This window comes from Microbacterium sp. A8/3-1 (assembly GCF_040267695.1).
In the GTDB taxonomy this organism is placed as follows: domain Bacteria; phylum Actinomycetota; class Actinomycetes; order Actinomycetales; family Microbacteriaceae; genus Microbacterium; species Microbacterium luteolum.
Window position 1 is genome coordinate 2,712,936 of sequence record NZ_CP158357.1, and the last position, 24,132, is coordinate 2,737,067.

General features: G+C 67.3%; 22 protein-coding genes. 6 read left to right on the plus strand and 16 right to left on the minus strand.

What is annotated here, in order from left to right; genetic code table 11:
- Nucleotides 1-7 precede the first annotated feature (7 nt).
- The 9 genes from ABS642_RS13265 to ABS642_RS13305 all read right to left on the minus strand — a co-directional run bounded on the left by ABS642_RS13265 (nucleotide 8) and on the right by ABS642_RS13305 (nucleotide 12,246).
- Nucleotides 8-2,803, minus strand: coding sequence for a beta-L-arabinofuranosidase domain-containing protein (locus ABS642_RS13265; RefSeq protein ID WP_350350444.1), 2,796 nt, complete (start codon nucleotides 2,801-2,803; stop codon nucleotides 8-10).
- Nucleotides 2,800-4,257 (minus strand): aminopeptidase P family protein, encoded by a 1,458-nt coding sequence (locus ABS642_RS13270; protein WP_350350445.1) that lies wholly within the window; start codon nucleotides 4,255-4,257, stop codon nucleotides 2,800-2,802. The genes ABS642_RS13265 and ABS642_RS13270 overlap by 4 nt, the downstream gene beginning before the upstream one ends.
- Nucleotides 4,254-5,561: an alpha/beta fold hydrolase gene (locus ABS642_RS13275; protein WP_350350446.1), complete on the minus strand. Its 1,308-nt coding sequence runs from the start codon at nucleotides 5,559-5,561 to the stop codon at nucleotides 4,254-4,256. The genes ABS642_RS13270 and ABS642_RS13275 overlap by 4 nt, the downstream gene beginning before the upstream one ends.
- Complete coding sequence (locus tag ABS642_RS13280; RefSeq protein WP_350350447.1) at nucleotides 5,558-6,451, minus strand: ATP-binding cassette domain-containing protein; 894 nt, start codon at nucleotides 6,449-6,451, stop codon at nucleotides 5,558-5,560. The genes ABS642_RS13275 and ABS642_RS13280 overlap by 4 nt, the downstream gene beginning before the upstream one ends.
- The gene (locus ABS642_RS13285; RefSeq protein ID WP_350350448.1) at nucleotides 6,448-7,344 is read right to left on the minus strand and encodes an ABC transporter ATP-binding protein; all 897 of its coding nucleotides are present in this window, start codon (nucleotides 7,342-7,344) and stop codon (nucleotides 6,448-6,450) included. Before ABS642_RS13285 ends, ABS642_RS13280 begins: the two co-directional genes overlap by 4 nt.
- Nucleotides 7,341-8,339, minus strand: a complete 999-nt coding sequence (locus ABS642_RS13290) for an ABC transporter permease (protein WP_350350449.1) — start codon at nucleotides 8,337-8,339, stop codon at nucleotides 7,341-7,343. Before ABS642_RS13290 ends, ABS642_RS13285 begins: the two co-directional genes overlap by 4 nt.
- A complete protein-coding gene (locus tag ABS642_RS13295; RefSeq protein ID WP_350350450.1) occupies nucleotides 8,336-9,310 on the minus strand; it encodes an ABC transporter permease in 975 nt (324 codons plus the stop codon). Before ABS642_RS13295 ends, ABS642_RS13290 begins: the two co-directional genes overlap by 4 nt.
- A gap of 2 nt (nucleotides 9,311-9,312) precedes the next feature.
- Nucleotides 9,313-11,013: an ABC transporter substrate-binding protein gene (locus ABS642_RS13300; protein WP_350350451.1), complete on the minus strand. Its 1,701-nt coding sequence runs from the start codon at nucleotides 11,011-11,013 to the stop codon at nucleotides 9,313-9,315.
- Nucleotides 11,014-11,316: 303 nt separating this feature from the next.
- Nucleotides 11,317-12,246, minus strand: coding sequence for an NADP-dependent oxidoreductase (locus ABS642_RS13305; protein ID WP_350350452.1), 930 nt, complete (start codon nucleotides 12,244-12,246; stop codon nucleotides 11,317-11,319).
- Between the two features lie 90 nt (nucleotides 12,247-12,336).
- Between ABS642_RS13305 and ABS642_RS13310 the strand changes: the two genes are divergently transcribed.
- The 4 genes from ABS642_RS13310 (at nucleotide 12,337) to ABS642_RS13325 (ending at nucleotide 15,033) form a co-directional block, all read left to right on the plus strand.
- A complete protein-coding gene (locus ABS642_RS13310) occupies nucleotides 12,337-12,894 on the plus strand; it encodes a MarR family winged helix-turn-helix transcriptional regulator (protein ID WP_350350453.1) in 558 nt (185 codons plus the stop codon).
- 72 nt (nucleotides 12,895-12,966) lie between these two features.
- A complete protein-coding gene (locus ABS642_RS13315; RefSeq protein ID WP_350350454.1) occupies nucleotides 12,967-13,629 on the plus strand; it encodes a hypothetical protein in 663 nt (220 codons plus the stop codon).
- A 13-nt stretch (nucleotides 13,630-13,642) separates the two neighbouring features.
- Nucleotides 13,643-14,323, plus strand: a complete 681-nt coding sequence (locus ABS642_RS13320; RefSeq protein ID WP_350350455.1) for a hypothetical protein — start codon at nucleotides 13,643-13,645, stop codon at nucleotides 14,321-14,323.
- A gap of 140 nt (nucleotides 14,324-14,463) precedes the next feature.
- Nucleotides 14,464-15,033 (plus strand): dihydrofolate reductase family protein, encoded by a 570-nt coding sequence (locus ABS642_RS13325; RefSeq protein WP_350350456.1) that lies wholly within the window; start codon nucleotides 14,464-14,466, stop codon nucleotides 15,031-15,033.
- A 120-nt stretch (nucleotides 15,034-15,153) separates the two neighbouring features.
- On the opposite strand, the gene ABS642_RS13330 is transcribed toward ABS642_RS13325, so the two are convergent.
- The 6 genes from ABS642_RS13330 to ABS642_RS13355 all read right to left on the minus strand — a co-directional run bounded on the left by ABS642_RS13330 (nucleotide 15,154) and on the right by ABS642_RS13355 (nucleotide 18,198).
- On the minus strand, nucleotides 15,154-15,540 hold the full coding sequence (locus tag ABS642_RS13330; protein WP_350350457.1) for an HAD-IA family hydrolase: 387 nt from the start codon (nucleotides 15,538-15,540) through the stop codon (nucleotides 15,154-15,156).
- Complete coding sequence (locus ABS642_RS13335) at nucleotides 15,503-15,748, minus strand: hypothetical protein (RefSeq protein ID WP_350350458.1); 246 nt, start codon at nucleotides 15,746-15,748, stop codon at nucleotides 15,503-15,505. The genes ABS642_RS13330 and ABS642_RS13335 overlap by 38 nt, the downstream gene beginning before the upstream one ends.
- A 3-nt stretch (nucleotides 15,749-15,751) precedes the next feature.
- Complete coding sequence (locus ABS642_RS13340) at nucleotides 15,752-16,261, minus strand: hypothetical protein (RefSeq protein ID WP_350350459.1); 510 nt, start codon at nucleotides 16,259-16,261, stop codon at nucleotides 15,752-15,754.
- A 202-nt stretch (nucleotides 16,262-16,463) separates the two neighbouring features.
- On the minus strand, nucleotides 16,464-16,721 hold the full coding sequence (locus ABS642_RS13345) for a PLDc N-terminal domain-containing protein (RefSeq protein ID WP_350350460.1): 258 nt from the start codon (nucleotides 16,719-16,721) through the stop codon (nucleotides 16,464-16,466).
- A gap of 126 nt (nucleotides 16,722-16,847) precedes the next feature.
- Complete coding sequence (locus ABS642_RS13350) at nucleotides 16,848-17,453, minus strand: TetR/AcrR family transcriptional regulator (protein ID WP_350350461.1); 606 nt, start codon at nucleotides 17,451-17,453, stop codon at nucleotides 16,848-16,850.
- Between the two features lie 49 nt (nucleotides 17,454-17,502).
- On the minus strand, nucleotides 17,503-18,198 hold the full coding sequence (locus ABS642_RS13355; protein WP_350350462.1) for an aspartate/glutamate racemase family protein: 696 nt from the start codon (nucleotides 18,196-18,198) through the stop codon (nucleotides 17,503-17,505).
- A 169-nt stretch (nucleotides 18,199-18,367) separates the two neighbouring features.
- Here ABS642_RS13355 and ABS642_RS13360 point away from each other — a divergent pair, with 169 nt between their 5' ends.
- Nucleotides 18,368-18,931 carry a hypothetical protein gene (locus ABS642_RS13360; RefSeq protein WP_350350463.1) on the plus strand — a complete coding sequence of 188 codons (564 nt, stop codon included), beginning with the start codon at nucleotides 18,368-18,370 and terminating at the stop codon, nucleotides 18,929-18,931.
- 1,297 nt (nucleotides 18,932-20,228) lie between these two features.
- On the opposite strand, the gene ABS642_RS13365 is transcribed toward ABS642_RS13360, so the two are convergent.
- Nucleotides 20,229-21,548, minus strand: coding sequence for an AAA family ATPase (locus tag ABS642_RS13365; protein WP_350350464.1), 1,320 nt, complete (start codon nucleotides 21,546-21,548; stop codon nucleotides 20,229-20,231).
- Nucleotides 21,549-22,024: 476 nt separating this feature from the next.
- On the opposite strand from ABS642_RS13365, the gene ABS642_RS13370 reads away from it, so the two are divergent.
- Nucleotides 22,025-23,527, plus strand: a complete 1,503-nt coding sequence (locus ABS642_RS13370) for a SulP family inorganic anion transporter (RefSeq protein ID WP_350350465.1) — start codon at nucleotides 22,025-22,027, stop codon at nucleotides 23,525-23,527.
- Nucleotides 23,528-24,132 lie beyond the last annotated feature (605 nt).

The window sequence follows — 24,132 nt, forward strand, 5'->3', positions numbered from 1 at the left end:
CCGCCGGTCACGAGATCTCGTCGCGCGGCGGCAGGACCAGTATCTGCCTGGCCTCCTCGTTGCCGGCGCGGTCGGTGGCCGCGAACTCGATGATCTGCTCCGCATCCGACAGGGCTCGCACGAACGCCTCCTGGAACGTGGCCCAGAACGTACCGGGGCCCTCCCACTGGATGCGCTCGACACCCGACACCTCGTCGGTCGCCGCGAACGTGATCTCGACGCTCGAGCCCAGCCGCCGCAGGGTGGCCCGCGACACCGGAGCCTCGACATCGACGGCGAAGTCGCGGGACGCGTGGCCGGTGGCCCCGGTCGCATCGGTCGCGCGCGCCCTGACCTGGTGCGCTCCGTCGCCCGGCAACGGGAACGGCCCGTCGTACGGCATCCACTCCCCCTCACCCAGCGCCACCTCGACGCTCAGCCCGCCGACGCCGGCCAGGTCTTCGGCATCCACCCGGACGATCGGGATCTCGGTGTACCAGCCCGAGGGCGCGGGGAGGATCACGGTCGTGATGGCGACGGTCGGAGCCGTGGGAGCGTCGGCGAGGGACCTCGGCACCGACCATTCGGTGAGACGGATGCCGTCGGCGCCCGTCTCCTCGCTCCAGGTCAGGTCCGCGGCATCCGTCTCGACGATCGTTCCCCGTGTGCGGATGCGCGTGCCGTCGACATCGGCGGATGCCGCCGCTTCGAGCACCTGGACGAGCTCGCTCTGCGCGAGCAGTCCCCCGCGGCGCGCAGCGCCCGCCGCCTCGCCGACCCTGTCGAGGAAAGCGGTACGCGTCCTGGGAGCGGGGTCGCGCCAGACGTCGTCGAGGAGCGAGCCGCCGTCCTGTCGGACGCGCAGCGGCACGGCCGTCTCGGCGCCGACGAAGCCGACCGTCGCCCCGGCATCCCGCACATACATGTGGTACCGGGCGTCGCGACCGGTCCAGACCGGCTCGAACGGGACGCCGGCGATGCGCACGGCCCCGTCGGCGCGCAGCGCATCCCCCACGGCATCCGCGAACTCCGCACTCTCCGCTGAATCGGCGTCGTCCGGACCCAGGGAGCCGTCCACGCGCCGACGCTGCGCGAGCGCCAGGTCGAGTGCCGTCGTGGCATCCGATCGGGCGACCAGCAGCGACGGTCCGTACTCGATCGACTGCAGCGCCCGGTCGTCGGGCGTCGGGAGGGCACGCAGGGCGAGCGGCGTCTCGATGCGGAGCACGTCGCCCGAGGACCAGGGGCGGGTCACGACCAGGTAGCCGTCCTCGATCGGTGCATCGACGGGCCCGTCGCCGCCGATGCGGAGCGCGGGGTCGCCCACGATCCACTCCGGCACGCGGATCCGCAGCGTCAGCGGCGTCCCGTCGACGAAGCCCTCGCCGCCGTCGATCCGCAGCTCGGTGGTGCCGCCGAAGGGCAGGGTCGTCTGCAGCCGCACGGTCGCGTGCTGCTCCTCCCAGTCCAGGGTCGACGGCACGAAGAGGTTGACCCACAGCTCGGCATCGGCATCCGCCGTCCGGAAGAACACGGTGTCCTGGTACTTGACGTGGTTCTCGAGGCCGGTGCCGCCGCAGCAGGTGCCGATGTTGTCCCACTCGGCGAGCGCCCCGGGGTGCACCGGGAACATGTAGGCGACCTCGGGACTCGTGTCCGAGTCGACGTCGCGGCGGGAGGCGAGGATGTGGTTCAGCACCCCGCGCTCGTAGTACGCCATGAAACGCGGATCCCGGGTGTGCGCGAACAGGAGCCGCGCGAGCTTGAGCAGGTTGTACGTGGCGCAGGTCTCGGCGTTCCGGTGGCCGATGTCGCCGGCGACCGCTCCGGGAGGTCCCCACAGCTCGCTCTCGCCGGTGCCGCCGTGCGCGAACATGCGGCCGGGGACGATCTGATCCCACAGTCCGAGGACGGCGTCGAGGTAGCGGCTCTCGCCGGTCAGCTCGTACTCGTGGAGGTAGCCGATCAGCTGCGGCAGGTGCTGGTTGGCGTGCATGTCGGTGAGCACGTCGCGTCGCTCGGCACCGGCCTCGAGCAGGTCGTCCTGGTCGAAGAGGCGCGCGACCTCGAGGAACAGCGGCTCGTCGGCGACCACGCTCAGGCGGGCCATCGTCTCGTTCATGCCGCCGTACTCGCCGGCGATGTACAGCGACCACATGCGCTGGATGCGGTCATGCTCGAGGCGGGTCAGCCGGTGCGCGACCCAGTGGCCCATCGCGACGGCGATGTCGCGCGCCTCGTCGTTGCCAGTGAGCTCGTAGGCGTCGAGCAGCCCGGCCATGATCTTGTGGGTCGTGTAATACGGCGCCCAGATCTCGCCGTAGGGCGCGTAGCCCTCCAGCCGGGAGAACTGCCACTCGCCGTAGGCGGCGAGGAAGCCGGGGTGCGAGTAACGGCCGGTCGCCGCCAGCGCGCGCTGCACCTCGCCGAGTCCCGCGACGAACTCGTCGACCTTCGCGCGCAGCGCCTCGTCCTGCTCGCCCGCGGAGGCGAGGGAGAGCATCGCGAGGAAGTGGCCGGCGTAGTGCCCGCGGAGCAGGTTGGCGGTCTGCGCGTTCTCGCGGCCGGGGTAATCGGCCTCGCCCCACGCCTCTTCGCGAGGGTGGCCGAAGTCCTCCCAGTTGCCGGGAGCTGCGGCGCCACGCGTGTCGAGGCCCGCGTTCGCCCGGAAGACGGCGAGCAGCCGGTCCACCGGGTAGACGCGGGCGAGGTGCAGCATCTGCTCTCGGGCTCGCGCGAAGACGCTGTCATCGCCGATGCGCACCCGATCCAGGGGGAACGGACGCAGAGCGGGGGCGATGCGGATGCCGGTGGCCGCCGTCATCGGGTGGACCCCTGTTCCGGCGACCACTGCGCGCGCGTCCACTGCTCGATGCCGGCGGCATCGATCGGGAGGGCTCCCGAGAGCACGTCCGACCCGGTCGCGGTGACCAGGATGTCGTCTTCCAGCCGCACCCCGATGCCGCGCAGCTCGGGCGGGAGGGTGAGGTCGTGCGCGTGGAAGTACAGTCCGGGCTCGACGGTCATCACGACGCCGGGCTCGAGGTCGGCGCCCATGTAGTCCTCGTAGTGCGCCTGGCTGCAGTCGTGCACGTCGAGTCCGAGGTGGTGGCCGATGCCGCACGCGAGGTAGCGGCGGTGCTGCTGACCCCGGGGCGACAGCGCCTCGTCGACCGACACCGGGAGCAGGCCCCAGTCGTGCAGCCCCTGCGCCACGACCTGCATCGAGGCGAAGTGGAAGTCGAGGTAGGCGGTGCCGGGGCGGATCTGGTCGAGGCCCGCGCGGTGCGCGCGCTCGACGAGGTCGTGCACCTCGCGCTGCGCCGCGCTGAAAGCGCCTTGCGCCGGCACGGTGCGCGTCACATCAGCGGTGTAGAGCGAGCGCGCTTCCACCCCCATGTCGAGGAGGAGCGCCTGGTCCGGATGGATCGGACCGTCGCAGCGGACCCAGTGCAGGATCGGGGCGTGCGCCCCGGAGCCGACGATCGTCGAGTAGCCGGGGCCGTTGCCGTGCGTGCGCGCGTGGCGGTCGAAGGTGCCCTGCAGCCAGCGCTCGCCGAGACCGTCGGCGATGGCGCGCGGGATCTCGCCGACGACGGCCGCGAAGCCCGACACTGTCGCGTCGATGGCCTCGCGCAGCTGCCCGATCTCCCAGTCGTCCTTCACCATGCGCAGCCGGGAGAGCGTGCGCTCGAGGTCGGCCGACACGTCCGCGCCGTGCGCGGCGGTCAGGGCGGCGGCGGAGCGTGCGGCGAGTGCGCCGCGGAGGTCGGCGGCGCGGGCGTCGAGCGCCTCGATCGGCTCGACCGCGACCTGCAGCTCTTCGGCCCACTCGGCGAGCCCGGCGGAGGGGCCGACCCAGAGCTCGCCGTGCAGGGCGTTGCTGAAGAAGCCGTCGTCGCCGGGGCGGAACGGTGCCGGCAGGTACAGCACGGCGTCGTGTCCGCCGGGGCGCGCCCACATCACGAGGGTCGCGCCCTCGGCCTGGCATCCGGTCGCCCAGACGAAGCTGCTGTCGGCACGGAAGAGGTATGACGCGTCGTCGTTGCGCACCGGGGCGATGCCCGAGCTCAGGACGAGCGTCTGCCCCGGCAGAGCCGCGCTCAACCGCTCGCGGTGCGCGGCGGCGGCCGCCGCGGTGCCTGCGGGGAGGTCGGGGCGGGTCGGGACGTCCTGCCAGCCCTCGGCGATGAACGCGCGGAAGGCGGGGATCTCGGCCAGCTTCGGGTAGCGGGTTCCCGCATACGGCGGGCGTGCTCCGGTCGTCCTGTCGCTCATGCGCGCTCTCCTCCATGGTCTCGGACGAGTTCTCGCAGGCGCGTCAGCGTGCGGCCCGATCCGATCCCGTCATGCTCGTATTCGTTGGTCACCCAGTACTGGGATTCTCCGACGCCCTTCAGCGTCTCCAGCTGCAGTGCCGCATCGACGTACATGTCGTCGAAGTAGACGACCGCCGCGACCGGCACCTCGTTGCGGGCGAGGGCCGCCCGGTCGTACAGCGGCGCCCAGTCGGTCTTGGCGGCGAGCGCATCGACGGCGGTGCGGAAGCCGCGGAGCAGCCGGACCTCGTCGAACATCCACGGGAACGCCATCTCCCCGGTGAACAGCAGCGGTCGACGGGTCTCGTCGAACTCCGACCGCCGGTCGCGCTCGGCCTGCGCCGCCCACGCGGTCGCGCCGCTCTCCTGGTCGCCGTAGATCGACTCCTGCAGCGTCCAGAACAGCGGGTTGCCGGCGCTCGAGGAGAGCGCCATGACGTCCTGCAGGAAAGCCTCCGAGAACCGGCCTGGGCGGATGAACGCCTTCTCGATCAGCCAGTGCAGGCGCTCGAAGCCGGGCTTCATGCCGAAGTCGATGCCGAGGGCCTGGAAGCGGCGCACCGTCAGCAGGTCGCCGTCGGGCAGACGCACGTCGCCCTCCGCCAGCCGGTCGGCGATGCGCGCGACGGCGGCCTCATCGTCGGGGAAGCGGCGGAAGAACTCGGCCGTCTTCGTCGCGACGCGGTCGAACGTGCGGCGGTACACCTCGCTCGCTCGCGGCGGGATGCCGGGCACGCCGCCGCACACGTAGCTCGCGGTCAGGCCGTCGGGCGCGGACGACAGGTAGGTCATGGTGATCCAGCCGCCGAAGCTCTGCGCCAGGGTCGCCCAGCGCCGCCCGTCGTACAGGGTCGTCCGCACATGCTCCAGGTCGCGCACGATCGAGTCGGCGCGGAAGCAGGCGAGGTAGTCGCCGCCGGCGTCTCCGCGTTCTGCGACGATCGCGGCATCCACCGGCGTGCTGAGGCCGGTTCCGCGCTGGTCGACGAGCACGACGCGGTAGTGGTGCAGGGCCTCGTCGATCCAGCCGTCACGGGTCAGCGGACGCGGGTTGGCGCCGCCGGGGCCGCCCTGCAGATATGTGAGCAGCGGGCGGTCGGCGTCGTCGTGCTCGGGGTCGACGAGCTCGCGCACGAACAGCTCGATCGTCTCGCCGCCGGTCGCATCCTCATCGGCGGCGGCCCAGTCCAGCGGGACGGTCGTGAGGTACTCGCGAACGCGGATGCCGGGGAGCATGTACTGCGCCGTGGCGGTGCGGGTCATTCGGCTGCCTCCGTGGTCTCGGCCGTGGTGGCGGCATCCGCTTCCCGACCGGCTCGCGCCGCCTCGGCCTTCTTGCGCCGGCGATCCCATTCCGGGTTGATGCGCGGCACGGCCTGCAGCAAGGTCTTCGTGTACTCGTGCTCCGGGCGCTCGAAGACCTCGTCGCGCGGACCCGTCTCGACGATGGCTCCCTGCGACATGACGGCCACTCTCGTCGCGATCTGACGCACCACGGCCAGGTCGTGCGCGATGAAGAGGTAGCCGAAGCCCTCGTCGGCCTGCAGATCGCGCAGCAGGTTGATGACCTGGGCCTGCACCGAGACGTCGAGGGCCGAGACGGCCTCGTCGCAGATGATCAGCTTCGGGCTCACGGCGAGCGCCCTCGCGATGCCGATGCGCTGGGCCTGTCCGCCGGAGAACTGCGAGGCGTAGCGCTCGGAGTGCAGCGGGTTCAGCCCCACGCGCTCCATGAGCTCGCGGGTGAACGCACGTGCACCGCCGGGGATCTTCCTCCCCTGGTAGACCAGCGGGGCGGTGACGAGCCGCTCGACGGTGTGCTTGGGGTTCAGCGACGAGTACGGGTCCTGGAAGATGACCTGCACCGCGGCGCGGAAGTCGCGCAGCGCCGCCCCCTTCGCGTGCGTGACGTCGGTGCCCTCGAACTCCAGCGTGCCGCTGGTGGGATCCATCAGGCGGGCGACCAGCCGGGCGGTCGTCGATTTGCCGGAACCCGACTCGCCCACGACGGCGAGCGTCTCGCCGCGGTGCACCTCGAGCGACACGTCGTCGACGGCCCGGAAGGGCTTCGCCCGCCCGAGGAGCCCGGAGGACCCGCTGGAGAACTCCTTGACCAGATTCGTACCGCGGAACAGCGGCGCCTGCGTGCTCATCGAGCGCTCCTCCCGTTGTCCGGAACCGTGATCTCAGTCGTGCGCAGCACGCCGATCGCGTCGTCGATGCGCGGCACGGCGTCGAGCAGCCGACGGGTGTAGTCGGCCTGCGGGTCGCTGAACACCTGCTCCACGGCACCGCGTTCGACGGTCTCTCCCGCGCGCATGACCACGATCTGGTCGGTCACCTCGCTGACGACGGCGAGGTCGTGCGTGATGAGGATGAGGCCCGCGCCGGTCTCGGTGCGGATCTCGTCGAGCAGGTCGAGGATCTGCGCCTGCACGGTCACGTCGAGGGCCGTGGTCGGCTCGTCGGCGATGATCAGGTCGGGCTCCATGCTCAGCGCCATGGCGATCATGATGCGCTGGCGCATGCCGCCGGAGAACTGATGCGGGTAGTGGTCGACGCGGCGGGCGGCGTCGCGGATGTGCACCCGCTCCATCGCCTCGATCGCGACCGCCCGCGCCTGCTTGCGAGAGACGCCGCTGCGGTGCGAGAGATACGCCTCGGCGATCTGGGTGCCGACCTTGTAGTACGGGTTCAGCGACGACAGCGGGTCCTGGAAGATCATCGCGATGCGGTCGCCGCGCACGCGGCGCTTCTCGCGTTCCGACATCCCGATCAGCTCCGCGCCGTCGAACCGCACCGAGCCGGTGGCCGTTCCGCCCTTGGGCAAGAGGCCGAGGATCGCGAGGCTCGTCATCGACTTGCCCGATCCGGATTCGCCGACGATGCCGAGCGCGCCTCCGCGGGGCACGTCGAACTCGAGATTCTTCACCACGCTGGTCGGTCCCTGCGCGGTGCGGAACGAGACGGTGAGGTCGCGCACCGACAGCAGCGGGCCGCTGCCTTCGCCACTCACGGCGCCTGGCGTGCTCGCGGATTCGCTCATGCGGATGCCCCCGTCCTGACGCGCGGATCGATCGCGGTGTACAGCAGGTCTACGACCATGTTGCCGATGATCACGAAGAACGCCGACAGCAGCGTGACGGCCATGATGACGGGCTGGTCGTTCGCGGTGATGGAGTCGGCGGTGAGCTTGCCGACGCCGTTGAGGCCGAAGACCGTCTCGGTGATGACCGCGCCGCCGAGGAGTCCCGCGACGTCCATACCGAAGATCGTGACGATCGGCGTGAGCGCCGGACGCAGGGCGTGACGGCGCCAGACCAGGCCGGGCTGCAGCCCCTTCGCCCGCGCCGTGCGCACGAAGTTCTCCTGCAGGGTGTCGATCACGTTCGCCCGGGTGAGGCGCGTGTACACCGCCGCGTAGCCGACGGCCAGGACGACCCACGGAAGGATGAAGTTGAGGAACCACTGACCGGGGTCGTCCGTGAACTTCACGGCCTGCGGGAAGGGGAGCCAGCCGAGCGCGACCACGAAGATGAACTGCAGCGCGAGCGCCAGCACGTAGTTCGGGATCGACATGGAGCCCAGGGTGAGCCCGGCGAAGAACCGGTCGAGGAACTTCCCCTCCTTCACCGCGCTGAGCACACCCGCCACGACGCCACCCAGAAGCCAGAGCACGGCCGCGCCGATCGCGATGGTCGCCGTGATGGGCAGGCGCTGCACGATCATGTCGCCGACGAGCTGGCTGGTCTGGAACGAGTAGCCGAGACACGGGGCCGCGCACTCGACGGCTGCTCCGGCGACCGTGAAGGTGCGACCGGTGAAGAGCCCGCCGACGTAACCCCAGAACTGGGTCCAGAACGGCTGGTCGAGTCCGAGGTTGAGGCGGATCTGCTCGATGCGCTCTGGCGTGCAGTTCTTGCCACAGATCTGCACGGCAGGATCGGCCGAGAGCAGGAAGAAGATCGCGTAGGTGAACAGCGTCACCAGGAACAGCACGACGAGCATGCCGAGCAGGCGGGAGCCGACGATGCGGATCATGAGCGGGCCTCCCCACTGGTGGCGATGGTGCGGATGCGGTCGCCGAGGGTCGTGAACGACAGCACCAGGAGGAAGAGGAACGCGCCGGGGATCACGAAGTACATCGGGTCGACGGCGTACCAGGGGGTCGCCGCGGCGATCATCTGCCCCCAGCTCGGGGTGGGGGGCACGACGCCGACGCCGAGGAACGAGAGTCCGGCCTCGGTGCCGATGTAGCCGGGGACGGCGAGGGTCGCCATCACGATGATCGTGGACTGCAGGTTCGGCAGGATCTCGCGGAAGATGATCCGGCGGCTCGATGCACCCGACGCCTTCGCGGCCTCGACGAACTCGCGCTCCTTGAGCGAGAGGGTCTGCGACCGCACGATGCGGGCGAGGTACGGCCAGCCGAACAGCGAGATGACGACCACGAGCAGGAAGACGCGGTTGTCGGCGGGCAGGGCCGACAGGATCGCGATCATGAAGATGAGGGCGGGGAACGCCATCAGGAACTCCATGACGCGCGAGATGACGAGGTCGACGAGTCCGCCGAAGTAGCCGGCCAGCAGCCCCATCACGACGCCGATGACGGTGGTGAGGAGAGTCGCCGACAGGGCGACCGTCATCGAGACCCGCGCACCGTAGGCGATGCGGGCGAAGATGTCGCGGCCGCTGCCGGGCTCGACGCCGAACCAGTGCTCGGCGCTGATGCCGCCGAACGGGCCGATGGGGATGGCGCCGAGGTTGGGGTCGATCGCCGCCTGATCGAACTCGTAGGGGCCCCATCCGCTCAGCATCGTCAGCAGCGGCGCGAAGATCGCCATCAGGATGATGAGCAGGATGTAGGCGCTGGAGAGCATGGCGCCCCAGTCGGTCAGGAAGGCTCTCAGCAGCCGCCGGCCAGAGGCCGGGGGCGACTCCAGGGTCTCGTGGAGACTGGAGTCACCCGCCGGCGTGGCTTCGGCTTCGAGCGATGTCGAGCTGAAGGTCATGCTCAGCCCTTCGCAGGGTCCTTGAGACCGATGATCGTCAGGTCCGTCAGGTTGGTGCTGGGGTAGTAGCCGGCGATGTTCTCACCGGGCAGGAAGATCCCCTTGCTGAACACGAGCGGCGCGATGGGCGACAGGCCCATGATCTGCTCGTCGAGGTCGCCCCAGGCCGTCTTGGCCTCGTCGACGTCGGTCATCGCGGTGATCTCGTCGATGCGGTCGTTGATGGCCGGGTCGTTGATCTGGGCGAGGTTGGAGTTGCCCTTCTCGAAGATGTTCCGGCCGTCGAACAGCGGCGGGATGATCGTGCTGGCGCTCGACGCCCAGTCCGGGCACCATCCGGTGATCGCGGCGTCGTTCTGCTGCGCGGGGGTGCCGATCGTCTCGTAGTAGATCGAGGTGTCGATCACGTTGAGGTTGACCGTGATGCCGAGGGGCTCGAGAGCCTGCTGGATGGCCTCGGCCTGCCCCTGCATGAGCGGCTGCGAGCGGATGTCGAGGGTGAACTCGAAACCGTCGGAGAGGCCGGCCTCGTCGAGCAGCTCCTGAGCCTTCTCGGTGTCGCCCTTGTCGTCCTCGGTCTCCCACAGGTTGAAGTCCTTGAAGCTGCTGACCACCGGCGGGATGATCGAGAACGCCGGGTCGGCGAGCTGCGTGCCGCCGCTGGCGTTGACCAGCGCCGAACGGTCGATCGCCCAGTTGACGGCGTTGCGCACGTTGACGTCGTCGAACGGCGCCTTGGTGGTGTTCATCGACATGTAGGTCGTGCAGAAGGCATCCGCCGTGATCGCGCGGTCCTTCAGCTGCGGGGTCTGCAGACGCGGCAGGGTCGCTGCGCTCACGGTGCCCGAGATGGCGTTCTTGTCGTCGCTCTGACCGGCGATCATGCGCTCGTCGATCGTGGCGGCGTCGATGCCGATCTCGAACTCCCAGTTGTCGGGGTACGCCTTGCGCACGTCATCCGTCGCTTCGTCCCAGAACTCGTTGCGCTCGAGCGTGATCGAGCTGCCGGGGGTGTATTCGGCGAGCGTGTACGGGCCCGAGGCGATGATGTCCTTGATGAACTCGTCGCCGGCTCCGGTGCCCTCGGGGAACGGCACCGCGTTGGGCTGCGCGAGCACGTTGTCGAACTCGGGGAACGGCTTCTTGAGGTGGAAGACGATCGTCTTGTCGTCGGGCGTCTCGATGGTGGGCAGGTCACCCGAGACGTACGGGCCCTGGTAGCCCTCGGGGGCGTCGATGACCTGACGCAGGTAGGGCGAGCCGATGCCGACCTGGGGATCCCACGAGCGCGAGATGCCGAACTTCATCGCCTGCGACGTGATGGGGGTGCCGTCGTCGAAGAAGATGTCGTCCTTGAGCGTGTACGTCCAGGTGAGGCCGTCTTCCGAGGCCTCACCGAGCGATTCGGCCAGGTCGGGGACGATGGCGTTCGGGTCTTTCGCGTCACCCGCGGCCTGCATGGTGAGGCCGCGGTAGATGAGGCGGTAGAAGGCGTTGACGCCGCCGTCGAAACCGCGGGACGGGTCGAGGTAGGAGAAGTCGGCGTTCTGCAGCATGTGCACCGTGCCGCCGGTCTTCGGGGTGCCGCCGGTGCCGGCCTGCGACGGGTCGGACTCTCCTCCACCGGCGGAACAGCCGGTGATGAACAGAGCGGATGCGGTGGCCGCGGCGATGAACCCGGCGAGCCTCTTCGATGTGGTCACGAGACCAGACCTTTCTGTCGTTAGCGCCATTGCGAATGGTTTCCATAGAACCCCATGACAGTGCAATGTACAACTGTACTGGTGGATCTTTCCTACCGTAGCTTCGCCCGATCCGCCGATCTCGTAACACGATCGTCATTCGGCAGGTGGGCGTTTCTGGGGTGGTTTTTTCGCTTTCACCAGGCGTTGTCGAGGTGGGGTGCCGTGCGCCGGGGCGGTCTGCCGTGTTCCAGGAGACACGCGCACATCGCGGGAGAGCGACGAGATGAAACCGCTCCGGAGCACACACCCCGACGGGCCTGATCACGGAATGACGATGACCTTGCCCGCGATCCGCCCCGCGGCCGCCTCGGCGTGCAGCGCCGGAAGCTCCTCGAGCGGGATACGCCGCGTGACCTCGAGGTGGAGGGCCCCGCTGTCGACCAGCGAGACGAGCTCGGCGAGCTTCTCGGCATCGCTGCGGACGAAGACGACGACCGACCGCACATTCCGCTCGGCGTCGTCGGGCGCAGGCATCCAGGCGGTGGTGCTGACGACGACACCCCCGTCGCCGACCAGCCGCACGAGCGCGGTGAACTCGTCCGGTTCGATCGGTGCGAGGTTGAGGAGCATGTCGACCGGTGCGGAGACCGCGTCGAGCACACCGGTCTCGGTGTGGTCGATGATCTCGTCGGCTCCGGCTGCGCGGACGGCATCCGCACTCCGGGGGCTCGCGGTGGCGATGACGTAGGCGCCTGCGCGCTTGGCCAGGGCGATCGCGTACTTGCCGACGACGCCGCCGGCGCCGACGATGAGCACGCGCTGTCCGGCCTGGAGGTCTCCGTCGTCGAAGAGCGCCTGGCGCGCGGTGAGGGCGACGGAGGGGAGTGCTGCGGCATCCGCCAGCGGAACCGAGTTCGGCGCTGCGACGAGCGCCTCGGCCGGGGCGACGACGTACTCCGCCGCGCCGCCGTCGTCGGCCATCGGCAGGAAGCCGATCACGGCGTCGCCCACCGCGAAGCCGTCGACGCCCTCACCGATCGCGTCGATCGTGCCCGAGACGTCATACCCCGGCACGTGCCGGAGCACGATCGGGATGGGGAGGAAACCGGCGCGCATGCCGTTGTCGGCGGCACTGAAAGCGGATGCTGCGACGCGCAGCCGCACCTGCCCCGCACCCGGGACGGGCCGCTCGATGTCGCCGTACTGGAGCACCTCGGGTCCGCCCACTTCGTGGAACCGTACTGCCTTCATGATCTTTCCCTTTCGTTGGTGCTTCGAATTCGAAGCAATATGGAGACGATAGCACTGCTTCGAATTCGAAGCAACACGTATACTGGGGTCATGAGCACACAACCTCCTCGGCTCTCTCCCACGGAGCTCGCGGCCTACTTCGCGTTCACCGAGGTGAGCAGCCTGCTGCGGCACGCGGTCGAGAAGCAGCTGAAGGATGTCGGGCAGCTCAGCTACGTGCAGTTCCAGCTGCTGGCCCGGCTCGGCGATGCGCCCGGCGGCAGTCAGCGGATGACGGATCTCGCCGACGGCGTCGTCTACAGCCGCAGCGGGCTGACGTACCAGGCGCAGTCGCTCGAGGAGCGCGGTCTGGTCACGCGCGCCCCGTCGCCCGAGGATGAGCGGAGCACGATCGTCGCGATCACGGCTGCGGGCCGCGAGGTGCTGGCCACGGTGTTCCCGGGGCACATCGAGGCCGTGAAGAGTCTGCTGTTCGAGTCGCTGACGGATGCCGACGTCGAGGCGCTCGCGCGGATGATGACGCAGGTCAGCGGACACCTGCGGGCGAATCCCCCGCGGTCTGCCGGCCGGCGCAAGACCCCGACCTCGGCACCCGCGAGCCCGAGTGCGTCGAGGGCGTCGAGTGCGCGAGACTCTGTCACGGAATGAGGTGACACCGGTCACCCATTCTCATGACATGGGGCACTGTGCACGCCATCGACGATGGAGTGCGATGGAAGGATGTCCACTCAGCAGATCTCCATCGCTCATCCCGAGCCCGTCCGCTTCTGGCGCAGGCCCTTCCGGGTCGTGCGCGAGAACATGCGCGTCTACCTCATCCTCAACGCTGCTGCCTATGGGCTCGCTCTCCTCGGCTTCGCGATCGGGATCATCTTCCCCGATCTCGTCGCCGCCCGAGCCGCAGGGCTGGAGGAGGACGGGACGGGCGAGCTCGTGCGCTGGCTCGTCAATACGCCTCCGCTGTTCGCGCTGACGATCCTCGGCGTGAACCTGTTCCGCCTCAGCGCTCTGACCATCGTGCTGCCGTCGCTGATCGTGCCGTTCGCGGGACTCGCGTTCTTCGGGTACTGGTCCTTGACCACGGGGATCACTCTCGTCCCGACCTCGGACACGGGTTGGGTCGCGCTCATCCCGCACTCGCTGACGTTCCTCATCGAACTGCAGGCCTACGTGCTGTTCCTGCTGGGAGCGTTCCTGGTCGGCAAGCACTGGCTCTTCCCGCGCACGGCGGGGGCAGAGAACCGGCGCCAGGGTTACCTGCGGGGCCTCCGCCAGCTGGGCCTGCTTGCACTCCCGGCGCTCGTGCTGCTCATCATCGGAGCCCTCTGGGAGGCGTATTCGCTGCGCTACCTGGTGCATCCGCTCGCGCAGCTGCTGCTCTGAGAGGAGCATCTCCATGTTCGATGAAGACGATGCCGATGCGCTCGGCATGCTCGGCGATGCCGACGACGGCGCGATGCCCCGCCGCCAGGAGCGCGGAGACGGGCGTCCGCTCGAACCTTTCCGCTGGTGGCATCTGGTGTCAGGTCGAAAGCTGTTCTCGTTGGCAGTGCCGCGGCCGGGCGCGTCGGATGTGATCTATGCGGTGGATGTGCGGTCCCATGAGGACGGCGACCCTCGCGCCTACCTCTATCGCGACGGGGCGCAGGCCGTCGTGTCGAGGCTGCCGGCGAAGTTCGCCGTCGAGGGCGGCGTGGTCCAGGTGGCGGCGGGCTCGTACGGTCTCCGGCGGATGCACTACGTCACGCCCGACCGATCCGAGCGCCGACTCACCCCGCATCCGAGGTCGGCGGTCGGCCGCCGTCTGCGACTCGAGCAGACGCATCCGGTGGCGAGCCGGTGGATCGCCGCCACCGCGATCGTCGTCCTGATCGTCGGCGTGGGAGTGAATGTCCCGCAACTGGTGCAGGTGATCTCCGAGATCCCACCGATCGCGGAACGCTTCGGAACATTCGTCTCGCCCATCCATCTCCCCCTGTGGCTCAACATCGCCCTCGGCACCGGTGCGGCGCTGGCCAGCATGGAGCGCGGCCTCCGCCTCCGCTATCACTGGACGCTCGACGGCCTCGGCAACTGAGCGATCGGCCACCCGGTCGTTGAGCGACACTTCGACTCGCTCCGCTCGCTCAGTGCGGGTCTTCAGCGAGACGAAGCGCTCGCGATCAGCATCTGGTACCGTCCGGGAGAGTCCGCTGCGCATCGAAGGAGAGCGACGAGATGAGACCACTGCGGTATGCGATCAACGTCACGCTCGACGGCAGCGTCCATCACGAGGCGGGGCTCACTCCCGATGAGGAGTTCATGGACTTCTGGACCGCCGAGATGGATCGGTCCGATGCCGAGATCTACGGCCGGGTGACCTACGAGATGATGGAGTCCGCCTGGCGGCGGCCGGCGGATGACGTCTGGCCCGACTGGATGGATGAGTCGGAGGTCCGCTTCGCCGAGCGCATCGACCGGGCGAAGAAGTACGTCGTGTCGAGCAGCCTCACGGCGGTGGACTGGAATGCCGAGCTGGTCGAGGGCGACCTGGAAGCGGCGATCCGCACGCTGAAGCAGGAACCGGGCAAGGGTCTCTCCGTGGGCGGCGTGACGCTCACCCTCGCGCTTGCCGATCTCGGCCTGATCGACGAGTACACGTTCGCCGTGCATCCGGTGCTCGCCGGAAGCGGTCCGAGACTCTTCGACGGGCTGCGCGAGAGGATCGAGCTCGAGCTCGTGGAGCGCCAGGAGTTCCGGTCGGGCGTGGTCGTGCAGAGGTACCGACCGGTCGCCCTCGGTCGTTGAGCGCCCCCGCTACTTGGGTCGCTGAGCTTGTCGAAGCGCCCCCACGTGCATCGCTGAACTCGACCCGTTAGGTCGCTGAGCTTGTCGAAGCGTCCCCACCCCCGCGCCGCGAAACGCGCCTCAGACCCCGACCCCCGCCGCCCGCAGAGCAACACGAAGCCCCTCCACTGACGCGAACCGATGTGTCGGCATCCCCAGTTCTTCCGCACCGACGAGCTTCGAGGCGGAGTCATCCGTGAAGAACACCTCCGCACCCGCGAGCCCGAGGGCGTCGAGCACGTGCTGGAAGGCGCGGATGTCGGGCTTCGCCCAGCCGATCTCCGCGGAGTTGAAGATGGCGTCGAAGTGCGCGGTGAGGCCGAGCTCCGCGGCCTCGGCGGGGATCGTGTCGGTGCCGTTGGTGAGGATGGCCGTGCGGATGCCGGCGGCACGAAGCGCGTCCGCGATCGCGAGCACCCCGGGGTCGACCTCAGACGGCTGTCGCCCCCACTCTTCTGCCGCCGCCACCGAGCCGAGTTGCGCCGACGAGTTCGACCCACGTCTGGCGGGAGATCGCGCCGGTCGTCACCTGTGCCAGCAGATCCGGCTCGAAGGCGGCATCCAGCACCGCTCCCGGCGAGAGGCCGTGCCGAGCCTCGATGTCGGCGGTGAAGTCCGTATCGAAATGGCGGACGACACCGTCGAGGTCGAACAGCACCGCGCGGATCGGGGTCATCAATCAGCGCGTCGTCATCCGAGTGATCTCGACGTCGATGATCGCGAACGGGAACGGGCTGACGAGCGACCAGGAGTCACTGTCGAAAGTCTCCAGAGAAACCAGGCGGAACCACACCTGCGAGACCACCGCGGCGACCAGGACGAGCACGACGACGAGGATCGCCGCGCGGTCGAGGATGCGCACGGCCGCAGTTTCGTCGGCCACCCTCATGACCCGTCCGATCGCGAGCAGCACGATCAGCGCGATGCCGACGAAGACGAGGGGGTTGGGTCCGAGCTCGAGGTTCACGCAGCGCGGAGCTTGGTCGACCGCCTGTCCGGTCGCATCGACGAACCCGCCGTCAGAACTGACGCCACCGGGGCAGCCACCTCTGCTGCCGCGCGTGAAGGCAGGGAACAACACCCCGGCGACCAACGCGACGATCAGCAGGCGTCGGATGCGTCCGATCACGGTCGCGCCGGGGAGAGCGTCGACAGCGGTGTTCGGCGGCGAGGCCTGGGGCAGCGTCACGGCGGTCTCCTTCGTCGGCGGTCCTCTTCATCCTCGCGCAGCATCCGTCCGGGAGGGAAGGGCGCGCGCGAACGGACGCGGTCCCGGGTGCGGTGTTCTTCCTGGTGTCGGCGGTGCGGCTCACGGTGGTGCCGCGGAAGAAGGTTGCCGCGTGAGTTAGGGACGACTCGGAACGATCAACCCAGGTTGATCGCCACTCCGGTCAAGCTGCTTCCGAACCCGAGGCGGCGGCTTTCCTCCGCGTTTCTGCACGCCGCAGGCGTCTACTTGCCATCAACCACACGGACGCCCCGATGACCGGAATCAGGATGATCCCGAACGCCCAGAGCGTTGCTGCAGCCACACCGACTGCTGCCTTCGTTCGGAACAGCGTGACCAGGGCGACCACCGCGAGGGCCACGGCCGCGATCCAGACCACGGACCAGGCAACGTCCGTGGGTCCTGGAATCAACGGGTTCATTTATCTCCTTGGCGCGGCAGGCGGGCCCGACCAGACTACGACGAGAGTCGAACCTCAAAGGGAACGCGGGTCTGCCATTTCAGCCTCGCGCAGCATCCGTCCGGGAGGGAAGGGCGCGCGCGAACGTCACCGTCTGCCGTCGCCGACCGACCCGAGGATCGAGGCGAAGCCGGCCTCGAGAGACGCGGCGAGCGCGGGGGCGTCGCCGAGGTAGCCGTTGACCATCGCGCCGTCGCGGAGGATCATGAGCTGGTTCGCGACGGACGTCACGTCGCGTGCCCCCGCCTGCTCGGCGATCGCCGAGAAGAAGTCGATGAGCCAGGCGCGGTGCGCGTCGACGGCGATGCGGACCGGATCCTCGGGGTCGGGATACTCGGCCGCCGCGTTGATGAACGCACATCCGCGGAATCCGGGGCTGCAGCTGGCCGCACCGATGCCTGCGGCGACAGTGCGCGCCGTCGCGAGGGGGTCTCCCTCGTGGACCGTGCTCGTCAACCAGGCCTGCTCGGCGGCCGACTGCTGCTCCAGGTAGGCGACGACGAGGTCGCTCTTCGCGCGGAAGTGCCGGTAGAACGTGACCTTGGTGATGCCGACCTGCTCGATGATGCGGTCGGCGCTCGTCGCGCGGATGCCATGGTTGTAGAACAGCTCGTTGGCGGCGTCGAGGATCCGCTGACGCGTGCTCGCCCCGCGCGATGCCTTCGCCACAGGGGCGGTCGTCTCATCGTGCACGTCGGGCTCCGGTCTGGATCGGGCGGGTGGCATCAGCGGTTCCAGGATTTCACGGTTCCTGCAGCGCCGCGGCGAGCGCGGCATCGACGTGCAGCGATGCCGTCGGGAACACGGGCACCGGCGAATCCGCGGCGGAGACCAGCAGCTCGATCTCGGTGCAGCCGAGGATGACGCCTTCGGCGCCCTGAGCCACGAGCTCGTCGATCACCTCGCGGTAGAAGGCGCGCGATTCGGGACGGATGACACCGTGCACGAGCTCGTCGTAGATGACGGCGTGCACCCCGGCGCGCTGCTGTGCGTTCGGGACGAGGACCTCGATCCCCTGCGCTTCGAGGCGTTCGCGATAGAAGGGCTTCTCCATCGTGAAGGCCGTGCCCAGGAGCCCCACTCTTCGGATGCCGGTGTCGAGCACGGCCGCGGCCGTGGTGTCGGCGATGTGGAGGAAGGGAACGCTGATCGCGTCCTGGATGCGGTCGGCCACGAGGTGCATGGTGTTGGTGCAGAGCACGATCAGGTCGGCGCCCGCGCGTTCGAGACCGCGGGCGTGGTCGGCGAGCAGGGCGCCCGCGGCATCCCAGTCATCGCGTGCCTGAAGTTCCTCGATCTCGGCGAAGTCGAGCGAGTCGAGGATTATGCGCGCGGAGTGGTGTCCGCCGAGGCGTTCGCGCACGCGCTCGTTCGCGAGCCGGTACCACTCGAGCGAGGATTCCCAGCTCATTCCGCCGAGCACGCCGATCGTCTTCATCGGTTGTTCTCGACGTGTTCGCGGGTCGAGGAAAGGGCGGTTCGCATGCACTGAATGTATCCCTGACGGTGATGGAGCGGCTTGCGTTCGGGGCGAAGGCAGGCTAGCGTCCGATGTAGACGTACTAGTAACTCTACCAGTCGATCTCCATCAGAAGGAAACGTTGAGCATGTCTGAAACCACCACCTCCCCCACCCTGAGCAGCGCGCTGCGCCGCCTCTATTTCGTCCGCTTCGGGTTCGCCGTCGTCTGGGCGGCGTTGCTGTTCCTGACCGGCGGCACCATGGGTCCATTCCTCACGATCCTGTTGATCGCGTATCCGCTGTTCGACGCGGCATCCGTCTTCTGGCAGATCCGCGCCGAGGGCGAGAGTCGTCGGACGAAGGTCTCCGAATGGATCAACGTCGTCGTCAGCGTGCTCGTCGCGATCGCGCTCGGCTGGGCATCGACGGTCTCCCCGTCGGTCGCGCTGACTGTGTGGGGTGTGTGGGCGATCGGCGCGGGTCTTCCGCAGCTGATCACCGCCATCCGCAACCGCCGCTCCGGCGGGCAAGTTCCGCAGATGCTGTCGGGCGGCATCTCGCTCTTCGCCGGCGGGGCGTTCGTCGCGCAGGGTCTTCAGGGCAGCGAGATGATCGTCGGAGTCGCCGGGTACGCGGTCCTGGGTGCGGTGTTCTTCCTGGTGTCGGCCGTGCGGCTGACGGTGGTGCTGCGGAAGACGAGCGCGGGGTGACCGGCGTCTGCCACTACGGCCCGATCTCCATCGATGCAGGTCCGGGCGGCGAGGACGTCGCCACAAAGCGCGGCATCCACGTCGCGATCGTCTAGTCAGAGCGGTCGGAGGCGAGCACTCCTTCCTGGGCATGCACGCCCGCGAAGGAGTTATTGCGCAGCGGGCGGCTCGCACTCGCTCCGCGCGGCCCGCTGTATGGCGGGGACGTGCGAGGCGGTGGCCGATCGGGTGGATGCTGCCGCTGCGTTGTCTCAGCGTTTGCCGCTCCTGGATGCAAACCCTTCAGTTCCCGAGTTAGGGCCCACTCGGTACCTACCTCATTCGGGGCGGAGGCCACGGCCGCGGGGCAGAGCACCGCGGGTGATGGGCCCACATGGCAAGGCTGTGGCCTTCAAGATCAGATCCATTCCCGGCCTGCCTCCGGCCCCTGGGCTCGCCTTCGCTCGCGGCAGGTCTCCCTGTAGCGAACAGGGCTTCCGAGTGCGACGCTCCAACGCAACCCGAATGCTCGTCCTGCGCGCGAATCACACAATCTAGGCACCGGCCCGCTCCTCGATGTAGACCGCGATGCTGGCCAATGTTGACGGGTAGCCTGCACCGCCAGCGATGTCCTGACGGATCTTGTCGAGAAACTTCTCACGCAGTTGCGACCTCGGCTGCGCCGTCGATGCTCTCCGCGAGTGCTGAGTGAAGCGATCTAGATACTCGCTGAATAGAAGCGAGCGATTGTCCTTCAGTCGACGAAGATTGAGGTTTAGTACATTGTCTATTACCAGCTGAGCTGAGTCCTGCGCATCTGGGTGATATACAGCGGTCGCAACCCCGTCGTTTCCTACCGATACGAGAGAGCGGCGCGTTCCAGGAATATATCTCGGATTGTATGACGACTCGCAAATATCGACGTTTGCCTTTCGAGTGTCGCATGTTTGGGCAGCATAAGAACTCCCCTGATTACCCAAACAACATAAGAGAAGGTTTCGCCAAGTGACATCGGCGCGTCCGATGATTGCTCGCGCAAGCCCTGTACGGTCCGTACAAGCCGCGGTGGATGGTCCCTGGGGATTTTGAGGGTGAAAGTGTTCTATCTTAGAAGACCTGCTATCGGCAGAAATCCGCTCTTCACAATATGCGCATCTACCATTCTGAGCAACATAAAGTTGCGCGCGAATATCATTCTTTACTGCGGCGGTCAGGTCTTCGTACGCAACTCGGCCTAGACCATGAATTGCTGGCACCGCCCGATTCACTTGTATTAGGGCCGCGGGAGCATCACCCCTTACCATGCCGTACACGCCGCTTAGTCCCAACCTTCGAAAGCGAGGGCGACGTCAGCCTTGAGTAGCTCAGGATTCAGCCCCGGACCTCCGAGCTCGCGCTCGACTTCCTGCCTGAGTTCGACCGCTTGGACGGAACTACCATCCCCTGCACTGACGAGACGCATGTAATGCTCTAGCATCCTGCGCGACCGCGTCGGTGGTGCAGGATCAACCCCCTGGAGAGTCTCCAAGACCACGTTCGAGCGCAGCCCTTCTGCGAACTCCGGCGTCGATGCCTCGGTCCCGTTCAGGATCCGAATATTCTTGGCTTCGACGGTGGAGATCACTTGAGGGCTGTGCGTTGTAAGGATGAATTGGACGCGCGGGAACGTCTTACGAAGCAGCGGTACAATCTGTTGCTGCCACGATGGATGAAGGTGCAGATCTACCTCATCTATGAGCACGATGCCGGGAGTCGAGCAGAGGAGATCTTCTCCACCAAGGTGGGGGTTTGCGCGAGCCATTCGACTTGCGAGGTCGATCGCGAGGCCGGCTGCGATCCGAGGACCCGTCGCAAGCATCGAGAGGGGCAAAGTCCCATGAGTGCCATGCGTAAGCGTGAGACCATTGATCGAGTCGTTCCAGCGCATTCGCCTCCACCCGACGGGAGAGAGAATCAACTCACAAGCTTTTTCAATTGCTTCAAATTGCCGCCGCGCCGCCAGAGGATTTTCATCTCCGTAGGCTTGAGCGCGCAGTATCTGATTGTCAAGGTTTCTCAGGAATGTAAAGAGCCTCTTCAGATCCGAGCGAGGGTCAAGTGCAGAATGATACGCGCCGCGCTGGGAGACGGGAATATCTCCTTGCGCCCTGCGTTCACCCACAAGGCGTTCGACCCCATAGTAAGCGATCACCGGCAACACTACCGCGTCCGTTAGCTCGCGGGCCTTAACTGCCCGATTGATCAAGCCTGAGCTGAACTCTCGTACATCACGGCTGCCCAAGGTAGGGCGATTAGACGGTGAGCGGATAGTGCGCGCCCATTGAAACGTGGCCCCATCGAGTTCGCCTTCGCCTTCAACTATAACTGGGTAAGCGGACTCGATAGTCGCCGCGCGCTGAAGATAGTCGAGGTCAGATGGGACAACTCGAGCGTCGACGTGGCGCAAGTTCTTCCCACCATGCTTCTGATCAGCGAGCACCGTCGAGAGCAATGTCGCGATTGCATCGAGTACTGCCGTTTTTCCAGCGCCGTTCTCACCGATAAGCAGCGTGACTTCGGAGCCGAAGTCGACGCTGAGAGCTTCGTACTGCCTAAAGTTCTGCACACGAAGGCGATCAATGTGCCAGGAGCCCGTCATCCGCTCATCCTACGACAAGCACATTCACGGCCGAGTTTCTCGTGGGGAGTCGACCTGTTCCTCGACGAACGGGAGCGCTTTGGGACCTGCTGTCTCCCTTGGGAACCCGTGGGCGCCACCAGAGCCGCGCGGTCTGAGTCGATGACGCAGGATCTACAACTCAGAAGCACAAATGAACGAAGGCCTCGCGCACTGGGCCGGCCTGGCGCGACGTTGGACTCGCTCGGCCGAGCGTGGCCGCCTCGGTTCGACAGCTGCTGACTGAGACTGCGCTATCGTGCTTCATCCACGATTAGACGGCGAGTCCGACTAGACCGCGATCTGTAGTTATGCCTTCGCGAGAAGACCAGTGCCCGATCACAGGTTCGCCACCGACCACAATCAAGTTCTGTTTCCGCGCGCCTCGTGAGCGGGACCATCCGCTCTACGCTGGAACGTCTGCCCCGCCTCTCGGGGCGCCCGTCCCTGGAGCATCCATGTCTGCAATGACGATCGATGATCGTGCCCGCTATCGGGCGAATCCCACGGTGCTTCAGGCGCTGAAGAATCCGCGGATGCTGACCCGCGAGGTCCTGGCTGGACTCGTCGTCGGGCTCGCGCTGATCCCCGAGGCGATCGCGTTCTCGGTGATCGCCGGGGTCGACCCGAAGGTGGGGCTGTTCTCGTCGTTCATCATGGCGGTGTCGATCGCGTTCCTCGGCGGACGTCCGGCAATGGTGACCGCAGCGACCGGTGCCGTGGCGCTGGTGATCGCTCCGGTCGCGCCGACGTACGGGTTGGACTACTTCATCGCGACGGTGATCCTCGCGGGATTGTTCCAGGTGATCCTCGGAGTGCTCGGCGTCGCGAAGCTGATGCGGTTCATCCCCCGCAGCGTCATGGTCGGGTTCGTGAACGCGCTGGCGATCTTCGTGTTCAGCTCGCAGTTCCCGCAGCTGATCGATGTGCCGTGGCTGGTGTATCCACTGGTGGCGCTCGGGATCATCGTGATGATCGTGATGCCGAAGATCACGAAGATCGTGCCGGCTCCGCTCGTGTCGGTCGTGATCGTGACGGGAGTCGTGCTCGCGTTCGCGATCACCGTGCCGACCGTCGGCGATCAGGGCGAGCTGCCTCGCAGCCTTCCGTCGTTGTTCATCCCGAACGTCCCGCTGACGTGGGAGACGTTCACGATCATCGCCCCGTTCGCGCTCGGGGTGGCGCTGGTCGGGCTGATGGAGTCGCTGCTCACTGCGAAGCTCGTCGACGAGATCACCGACACGCACTCGCGCAAGGGTCGCGAGGCGTGGGCGCAGGGAGTGTCGAACGTGCTGTCGGGGATCTTCGGCGGTATGGGCGGCTGCGCCGTGATCGGTCAGACGATGATCAACGTGAAGGCGTCCGGAGCCCGCACCCGCATCTCGACGTTCTGCGCCGGGATCTTCCTGTTCCTGCTGGTCGTCGTGTTCGGGGACTTCGTCGGGACGATCCCGATGGCGGCCCTCGTGGCAGTGATGATCATGGTCGCGATCGGAGCGTTCGACTGGCACAGCGTGCGTCCGTCGACGTTGAAGCGGATGCCGAAGAGCGAGACCTTCGTGATGATCGCCACGGTCGCGTTGGTGCTGGTGACCCACAATCTGGCGGTCGGGGTTGTGGGTGGGGTGCTGGTCGCATCGGTGCTGTTCGTGCGGCGGGTGGCGCACTTCGTGACGGTTCGCCGGGTGCTGGATGCGGCTGGCGATGTTGTGACGTATGTCGTGGAGGGGGAGTTGTTCTTCGCTTCGAGCAACGATCTGACTACGTTGTTCTCTTACTCAGTGGATCCAGAGCGGGTGGTCGTTGATCTGTCGGGGTCGCATGTGTGGGATGCGTCGACCGTTGCCGCGCTGGATGCGATTGAGACGAAGTACGTGGCGTTGGGGAAGACTGTGGAGATCATCGGGATGAATGTAAGCAGCCAGCGGATGAGAGGGCGGTTGACGGGCGGGTTTGAGTAGTCGCGGGTTTATTGTTTGTCAGGGGGGCTAGCTCATCGGATCAGCTCAACGACAGCGCCACCTAGGTCGCCTGCACCATACGGAGAGGGCACGGCTGCTACGTCGGGGCGGCCGTTTGGGCGCGAGTAGGCCTCCCATATCCGCGGAAAATCCTCTTTCGAGCGGACCTGACCGAGGTAGTTACCCATCTTGGCCGAGCCTAACGGCGCATCCCGGTCGACGGGCACCCGCGCCCAGGCGTCGCAGTAACCTTCAGAACACTCCACGACAGCTTGCGCTGAGCCTGATACCACGATGAACGAACCGCCTTCGAGTAGTTCATCATCGTTGCCGAGGAACTCGGTCCGGACGCCATTCCGCTCAACGTAAATGCGATACACCATCACTCCCCCGACAACCGATGCGCTTCTGTTGGTGAGCGTTACACGCTAGCCGCAAGCTTGGGCAGCTTCTAGCTGTCGCTGGTCGCGATCGTGCGATAGGTGCGACAGCGAGCGTCAGTTGGCGCCGAAGCACAGGCCTCGTCTAACTGCCCGCGCTCTTACCGGCGGTCGGGTTGCGCGTGGGGGCAGAATGTATCAGTGCCGTGCGCCACGCAGGTGGCA

Bases quoted from the DNA above. Each gene is read 5' to 3' on its own strand.
- ABS642_RS13360 (WP_350350463.1), top strand. From the start codon at position 18,368: ATGTCTGAAACCACCACCTCCCCCACCCTGAGCAGCGCGCTGCGCCGC.
- ABS642_RS13365 (WP_350350464.1), bottom strand. From the start codon at position 21,548: ATGACGGGCTCCTGGCACATTGATCGCCTTCGTGTGCAGAACTTTAGG.
- ABS642_RS13280 (WP_350350447.1), bottom strand. From the start codon at position 6,451: ATGAGCACGCAGGCGCCGCTGTTCCGCGGTACGAATCTGGTCAAGGAG.
- ABS642_RS13335 (WP_350350458.1), bottom strand. From the start codon at position 15,748: ATGACCCCGATCCGCGCGGTGCTGTTCGACCTCGACGGTGTCGTCCGC.
- ABS642_RS13275 (WP_350350446.1), bottom strand. From the start codon at position 5,561: ATGACCCGCACCGCCACGGCGCAGTACATGCTCCCCGGCATCCGCGTT.
- ABS642_RS13305 (WP_350350452.1), bottom strand. From the start codon at position 12,246: ATGAAGGCAGTACGGTTCCACGAAGTGGGCGGACCCGAGGTGCTCCAG.
- ABS642_RS13290 (WP_350350449.1), bottom strand. From the start codon at position 8,339: ATGATCCGCATCGTCGGCTCCCGCCTGCTCGGCATGCTCGTCGTGCTG.
- ABS642_RS13265 (WP_350350444.1), bottom strand. From the start codon at position 2,803: ATGACGGCGGCCACCGGCATCCGCATCGCCCCCGCTCTGCGTCCGTTC.
- ABS642_RS13310 (WP_350350453.1), top strand. From the start codon at position 12,337: ATGAGCACACAACCTCCTCGGCTCTCTCCCACGGAGCTCGCGGCCTAC.
- ABS642_RS13295 (WP_350350450.1), bottom strand. From the start codon at position 9,310: ATGACCTTCAGCTCGACATCGCTCGAAGCCGAAGCCACGCCGGCGGGT.
- ABS642_RS13370 (WP_350350465.1), top strand. From the start codon at position 22,025: ATGTCTGCAATGACGATCGATGATCGTGCCCGCTATCGGGCGAATCCC.
- ABS642_RS13320 (WP_350350455.1), top strand. From the start codon at position 13,643: ATGTTCGATGAAGACGATGCCGATGCGCTCGGCATGCTCGGCGATGCC.
- ABS642_RS13315 (WP_350350454.1), top strand. From the start codon at position 12,967: ATGTCCACTCAGCAGATCTCCATCGCTCATCCCGAGCCCGTCCGCTTC.
- ABS642_RS13345 (WP_350350460.1), bottom strand. From the start codon at position 16,721: ATGAACCCGTTGATTCCAGGACCCACGGACGTTGCCTGGTCCGTGGTC.
- ABS642_RS13270 (WP_350350445.1), bottom strand. From the start codon at position 4,257: ATGAGCGACAGGACGACCGGAGCACGCCCGCCGTATGCGGGAACCCGC.
- ABS642_RS13325 (WP_350350456.1), top strand. From the start codon at position 14,464: ATGAGACCACTGCGGTATGCGATCAACGTCACGCTCGACGGCAGCGTC.
- ABS642_RS13355 (WP_350350462.1), bottom strand. From the start codon at position 18,198: ATGAAGACGATCGGCGTGCTCGGCGGAATGAGCTGGGAATCCTCGCTC.
- ABS642_RS13285 (WP_350350448.1), bottom strand. From the start codon at position 7,344: ATGAGCGAATCCGCGAGCACGCCAGGCGCCGTGAGTGGCGAAGGCAGC.